Source organism: Streptomyces sp. NPDC001770, from assembly GCF_053596135.1.
In genome coordinates, this window is the sequence record NZ_JBSFFN010000009.1 from 127,478 (window position 1) to 133,504 (window position 6,027).

Here is a 6,027-nt window from a genome sequence, read left to right on the forward strand (position 1 = left end):
GTCCGGCCCGCCCGGGCCGTGGACGCCGCCGTCGGCAGACGTGAGTACTGATATGACGGACTCTCCCGCACATGTCGCACATCTGGCCGCGCCCCGCAACGAGGGGCGCGGCAAGGGCATGGCACTCCTGGTCATCACCTCGTGCCAGCTGATGGTCGTGCTCGACATCACCATCGTCAACATCGCGCTCCCGCACATCCAGACCGCGCTGGGATTCAGCACCGAGAACCTCTCGTGGGTGATCAACGCCTACACCCTGACGTTCGGTGGCCTGCTCCTGCTCGGCGGACGGCTGGGAGACATCCTCGGACGCCGCAGGGTCTTCGTCTTCGGCGTCCTGCTCTTCGTGTTCGCCTCCCTCCTCGGCGGTCTGTCGCAGGAGTCCTGGCAACTGCTCGCCGCCCGCGCGCTCCAGGGCGTCGGCGGCGCCATCGCATCCCCCACGGCGTTGTCGCTGATCACCACGACCTTCCGCGAAGGACCCGAGAGGAACAGGGCGTTCGGCGTCTTCGCCGCCGTCTCCGCGGGCGGCAGCGCGATCGGACTGCTCGCCGGCGGTCTGCTGGTGGAATGGCTCGACTGGCGGTGGATCTTCTTCGTCAACGTGCCGATCGGCCTGCTGATCGCGCTGGCCACCCCCCGCTACATCCCGGAGTCCGTACGCCACCCCGGACACTTCGACGTCCTCGGCGCACTCACCTCCACCCTCGGCATGGTGATGCTCGTCTACGGCTTCATCCGGGCCTCGGAGGACGGCTGGAGCGACCCGATAACCCTCGGGGCCTTCGCTGCCGCCGTGGTGCTGCTCGCCGCGTTCATCGCCGTCGAGCAGCGGTCGAAACAGCCGATCACCCCGCTGTGGATGTTCCGCGACCGCAACCGCGCGGGCACCTACGGCATCATGCTGTCCCTGTCCGCCGCGATGTTCGGCATGTTCTTCTTCCTCACCCTGTTCGTGCAGAACGTCCTCGGCTTCAGCCCGCTGCGCGCCGGTCTCGCCTTCCTCCCGGTGAGCGCCATCATCGCGGTCGGCGCCGGATTCGCGTCCCAGCTGCTGCCCAGGTGGGGGCCGAAACCGTTCATGGTGACCGGCGCGGTGCTGGCGGCGGCGGGACTCGGCTGGCTGACCCTGACCGATGCCAACAGCACCTATCTGGGCAGCCTGCTCGGCCCGGTGCTCGTCTTCGGCTTCGGCATGGGACTCCAGTTCGTCTCCCTGACGCTGATGGCGGTCTCGGGCGTCCGCCCCAAGGAAGCGGGCGCGGCCTCCGGCATCCTGAACGCCACCCAGCAGGTCGGCGGTTCGCTCGGCCTCTCCATCCTGGTCACGGTCTTCGGCACCGCGAGCCGCAACGAGGCCACCGACCAGATCCCGAAGTTCATGCGGGAGGCGACCCCCGCGCAGCAGCTGGAGTTCCGCAGGACCGGCGAACTTCCGCCGCCCTGGGGCAACGAGGTGCTGACGTCCGGTGTGTCCGCCGCCTTCATCGTCGCGGCCGTGCTCGCCGTCCTCGCCGCGCTGATCTCCCTCTTCGTCATCCAGGTCCGCGCCTCCGACCGCGAACGGCTCCAGGGCGGCATGGCCCCCGCGACGGACGACGACGAGGACGCCGCGGTGGGGGCGGGCACGAATACCGGGACGGCCGCCGGCCTGGACGGTGCGGCGCTCCGGGACCGTGCGCCGGACGACGGACCGGCGCCACCGGGGACCTGACCGGTGCTCCTCGCCCCTGTGATGTCCTCCGGCCGGCCACGGTCGGAGGACATCACAGGGGCGAGGAGTCATGAGGGTGCGTCGGTACGGGAGTTCAGTGCGCGGCGAGGGCGTCCGTCCCCATGTCCAGCCGCATGGCGTCGCGTACCTCGGCCAGCGCGTCCATGACGTCGACGAAGGCGCGCTCGCAGCGGGCGTCCCCGTCCACCACCCCGGCACCCGCCTCGTCCCGCAGCCTGCGCACGCTCCGGAAGTAGCGAAGGGCGGGTTCGACGACGGCACGCGGCGCGAACACCTCCAGCTGATAACGGAGTTCGTAGCACTTGGCAAAGCTCTGCCGGGCACGGACCTGACGGTCGGCGTCGGTCGGTGTCCGGTCGAGTATCAGGAGTTGCAGTTCGCCACGCACCTGGGAGAGCGTCCCGAGGTAGGCCCCGTACAGCTCGCGCCTGCTGCGCCGCCACTCCCCGGCGGCCTCGCGCCGGTCCTTGCGGGCCTCGATCATCATCGCCGAGCCCATGGCGATCACCGCACCGAGAAGCGTGGCCACCAGCGTCATCCATTCCATGCTCGGACACGGTAGGGAGACGAGGTGATCCACGCCAGGGTGTTACGCGGCCCGCACGCGCCACCGACGGCCGCGCGGGGAGTACGGGAAGCGGATCGGGGCGGCGCGCCGGGGAAGGCTCAGCCGAAGCCGAAGATGCGCGCGAGGAAGAAGGCGGCGAAGACCGCCGCGCCCACCAGGACGACGGCAGCCCAGACGGCCGGGTGTTCCCACATGCCTCCGTCCGCCCGCTCCTGGTGCGCCTCACCGATGCAGCCTTCGGCCGGCGGTGTCTCTCCCGGGGGATTCAGTGCTGTAGTCATGCATCAACCGTCTCTCCACCCGGGCCCCGGCGCACGCCGTGGCGCCGGCCGCCACCGACGGCGCGCGGCACACGGGGCGGGCTGCGCATGCGGCGCGCCGTCCCCCGTCACCCCTGCCCGTCCGCCCGGCGGGCGGCCTGCCCGCCGGCACCCAGCAGCCCGGTGGCCTCGAACCGGGCCCGCTCCTCCAGGCGCGGCAGCTGCCGCCGGGACACCCAGGTGACCAGCGACGGCAGGAGGGGGCGTACGGGCTGCGCCAGCCGCAGCCACGGCGGCGCGTACACCGTGGGCGAGCGGCGCTCGATGCCGCGCACCAGCCAGCCGGCGACCTGCTCCACCGGGTGGACCCGGCGGGCCGGGCGGGGCATGTGTCCGCGCAGCTCGCGCAGCACGTCGTACCGGTCGGCGTCGCGGATCATGTCGGTACTCACCCAGCTCAGATAGGCGATGCCGACGCCCACCCGGCGGTGGGCGAGTTCCGCCCGCAGGGACTGCGCGAGAGACTCGACGCCCGCCTTGGACGCGCAGTAGGCGCTCATCATCGGGGCCGCGCCGAACGAGGCCGTCGAGGCGATCTGGAGGAAGTACCCGTGCGTCTCGAGCAGCCCCGGCAGGAACGCGCGTGCGGTGACGGCGCTGCCGACGAGGTTCACCTCGACGACCCGGCGCCAGCTCACGGGGTCCGACGTACCGAAGGGGCCGCCCTCGGCCACTCCGGCGTTCGCCACGACGATCGACGGAGGGCCGAGGCGCGCGGAGATCTCCCCCGCCACGCGTTCCATGGCCGCGTCGTCCGTGACGTCCACCTCGAAGCAGTGCGCCTCCGTCTCCAGGGCGCCTGCCACTCTCTCCAGCGTCTCCCCTTCGCGTCCGAGCAGGGCGAGCCGTACGCCCCGGCGCGCGAGTTCCCTCGCGACGCCGGCACCGACTCCGCGCGCTGCTCCGGTGACGACCGCGAGCCGCCCTTCCAGCGGATTCCTGTCGCGCATGGTGCACTCCTCGGCTGTGCGGGCGAGGACCGTGCGTTCCGGCCCGGCGGCGGTCCGCCGCCCGTTCCACCCAAACACGCCGGCCCGGATCGGGCTCGCTCTGAGGGCCGCCCGCCCCGGGGGGCCGACCGGTACCCGTACGGACCGGATGATCACACCGGGCACGGGAATCCGCGGCCCGGAGACCTCCCCCGCACCACCGCCGCCGAGCTCTCGTACGACGACGGGGCGCACACTGCCCCGAGGCGTCGACCGGGCTCTCCTCGAAGGGTGCCACGGTCCGGCTGAACGCCCCGGCCGGACCGCGTGGTGCGGAGGCACCTCGTACTCCGGCGGGATGAGTACGACGACTCACGCCGCGGGCGCCCGGCTGCCGCACGATGGAAGCCGCCACGCCGACCGACCGCAGGAGTACCCGTGCTCAGCCGCATCGCCGCCGCCATCGTGCCCTCCCTCGGACACCTGACGACCACGTCCGACGAGGAGGCGGCCCCCGCTCCCGGGTCCATTGTCGTCGCCAACCACACCTCGCTCATCGACCCCGGGATCGTGCTGGCCGCCCTGCTCCGCCACGGAGTGGAACCGGTCGTCCTCGCCACCGCCGGCCTCTGGCGCATCCCGGTACTCCGCCCGCTGCTGGTCAGGGGCGGGCACGTGCCGGTCCACCGGGGGAGCGTCCGGGCGGCCGAGTCCCTGAACGAGGCGGCCACGGCCCTGCGGTCCGGCCGGACCGTCCTCATCTACGCGGAGGGCGGGCTGCCGCGGCGGAAGGACTCGGCCGAAGCGGCGCCCGAGCGGTTCCGCAGCGGGCTCGCCCGTCTCGCGCTGGCCGCCGACGCTCCCGTCGTACCCCTCGGCCAGGCGGGCGCCCGCCGCGTGGTCTCCGGTGGTGCCGTGAAGCAGATCGCCGGACTCCTCACGGCACCCGCCCGACGGCCACGCCTGCACGTCCACTTCGGCAGCCCCGTTCGGCTCCCCGACGGCATTCCGGCCGCGACCGCCGCGGCGCACCGGGCCGTCACAGCCGCATGGCGCACGGCCGCCGCCCAGCTGGGGGAGACGGCCGGGCCCACCGGGTGATCCGTCGCCCGGCGCGCACCGGGCCCTCACCGACATGCGCGCACGGCGGCACGCGGGGTCAGCGGCGGCTCCACTTCTGGTTGTCGTGGCCGTTGCACTCCCACAGCTGAAGCCGCGTGCCGTTGCCGGTGAGGGCGTCCTTCACGTCGACGCACTTGTCGGCCTGCGGGTTCACCAGGTCGCTGGCGGCGTTGAGGCGGAACTGCTGGGCCGGGTTGCCACTGCACCGGGCCAGCTGGATCACCGCACCGTTCTCCCGGGAGCCCCAGGCGACGTCCATGCACAGGCCCATGGACCGGATGGTGCCGTCGGGCCGGAGGTCCCACTTCTGCCAGGCGGCACCCGTACAGCTCTGGATCTCCAGGGGGGCACCGTCCGCACCCTTGTTGCCCACGACGTCGATGCAACGCCCCGACGCATGACTGGATATGAGGATTCCCGGCACTACTGCGGCGGTGGCCTTCGGCTTGCTGCTGGACTTCGGAGCCGTACCGCTCGAACCGCTCCTGGCGGCAGGTGCCTTGGCAGGAGTGGGTGACTTCCGCGGCGCGGTGCCACTGCCGCCCGTCGCCGAACCCGACCCGCCGGACGACCCCGACTGCGGGCCGACCCCCGCCGGGCCGTCCCCCGCCTGGCCGACCTGCGCCGGGCTGCCCGCTTCGGCGGCCGTTTCGCCCTGTGGATCCCGAGGCTGCGCGGCGGTCGGAGAGACGGCGGACTCCGGCGACGGCGAGGCGGAGGCGAAGGCGCCGGGCACGGTCGCGTCCTGCGCCTCGCCCAGCACGGTTCCGGACGCGTCGCCCGCGGCGGCGGGGTTGCGGACGCTCACGTGGTCGTCGCCACCGTGCACGAGGAACGGTACGGCGATCAGCAACGCCCCCGCGAGGGCGGCTCCGGCCAGGATGCCCTTCGAGGGGCGCGCGGGGTCCCGGGCCACCGCGGCGGCCGGGTCCGCCGCCCGTTCGCCGTCGGACGCCGCGACGAGCGCGGTCGTCGCCTCGCCGCTTTCCAGCGCCGCCCCTCCGACGGCTGCCCCACTCGCGTGCGGGCCGTCGGGTTCCTGGGCCTCCGCTGCCGCGACGGCGGCGTCCTGCCCGGCAGCGGTCTCCGAGTCCGCGTCCGGCCGCGAGGCGGGGGAGACTTCGGGCTCCGCAGGGTTTTCCCCGGCGCCGTCGGCGAGCGGCCGCGCGGCGCGGCCGGGCTCGGCCGCGGAGTCCGGGCGTTCTCCCCGCGCCGCCGGAGCGGGGAGAACGCCCGCGGCGGTGGCGGCGGCCGCTTCGCCTTCCGGCAGGGGTACGGGCTCCTCCTGTACGGCGGCGGTCGGGGACTGGTCCTGCGAGGCGTTCTTCGGGGTCATGGCTTCGTCCTGGGGAG

The 6,027-nt window shown here is 73.4% G+C and carries 6 protein-coding genes; 2 read left to right on the forward strand and 4 right to left on the reverse strand.

The window, feature by feature from the left end:
- Nucleotides 1-52 precede the first annotated feature (52 nt).
- A complete protein-coding gene (locus ACWCSV_RS11030) occupies nucleotides 53-1,714 on the forward strand; it encodes an MFS transporter (protein ID WP_451140740.1) in 1,662 nt (553 codons plus the stop codon).
- Between the two features lie 94 nt (nucleotides 1,715-1,808).
- On the opposite strand, the gene ACWCSV_RS11035 is transcribed toward ACWCSV_RS11030, so the two are convergent.
- The 3 genes from ACWCSV_RS11035 to ACWCSV_RS11045 form a co-directional block, all read right to left on the reverse strand.
- Nucleotides 1,809-2,282, reverse strand: coding sequence for a hypothetical protein (locus ACWCSV_RS11035; protein ID WP_451140742.1), 474 nt, complete (start codon nucleotides 2,280-2,282; stop codon nucleotides 1,809-1,811).
- A 119-nt stretch (nucleotides 2,283-2,401) separates the two neighbouring features.
- On the reverse strand, nucleotides 2,402-2,584 hold the full coding sequence (locus ACWCSV_RS11040) for a DUF6480 family protein (protein WP_451140744.1): 183 nt from the start codon (nucleotides 2,582-2,584) through the stop codon (nucleotides 2,402-2,404).
- A gap of 107 nt (nucleotides 2,585-2,691) precedes the next feature.
- Nucleotides 2,692-3,573 carry an SDR family oxidoreductase gene (locus ACWCSV_RS11045; protein ID WP_451140746.1) on the reverse strand — a complete coding sequence of 294 codons (882 nt, stop codon included), beginning with the start codon at nucleotides 3,571-3,573 and terminating at the stop codon, nucleotides 2,692-2,694.
- Nucleotides 3,574-3,990: 417 nt separating this feature from the next.
- Here ACWCSV_RS11045 and ACWCSV_RS11050 point away from each other — a divergent pair, with 417 nt between their 5' ends.
- Nucleotides 3,991-4,653, forward strand: a complete 663-nt coding sequence (locus ACWCSV_RS11050; RefSeq protein WP_451140748.1) for a lysophospholipid acyltransferase family protein — start codon at nucleotides 3,991-3,993, stop codon at nucleotides 4,651-4,653.
- A 58-nt stretch (nucleotides 4,654-4,711) separates the two neighbouring features.
- On the opposite strand, the gene ACWCSV_RS11055 is transcribed toward ACWCSV_RS11050, so the two are convergent.
- Entirely contained in the window at nucleotides 4,712-6,010 is a 1,299-nt protein-coding gene (locus tag ACWCSV_RS11055; protein WP_451140750.1) for a ricin-type beta-trefoil lectin domain protein, read from the reverse strand.
- Nucleotides 6,011-6,027: the final 17 nt, after the last annotated feature.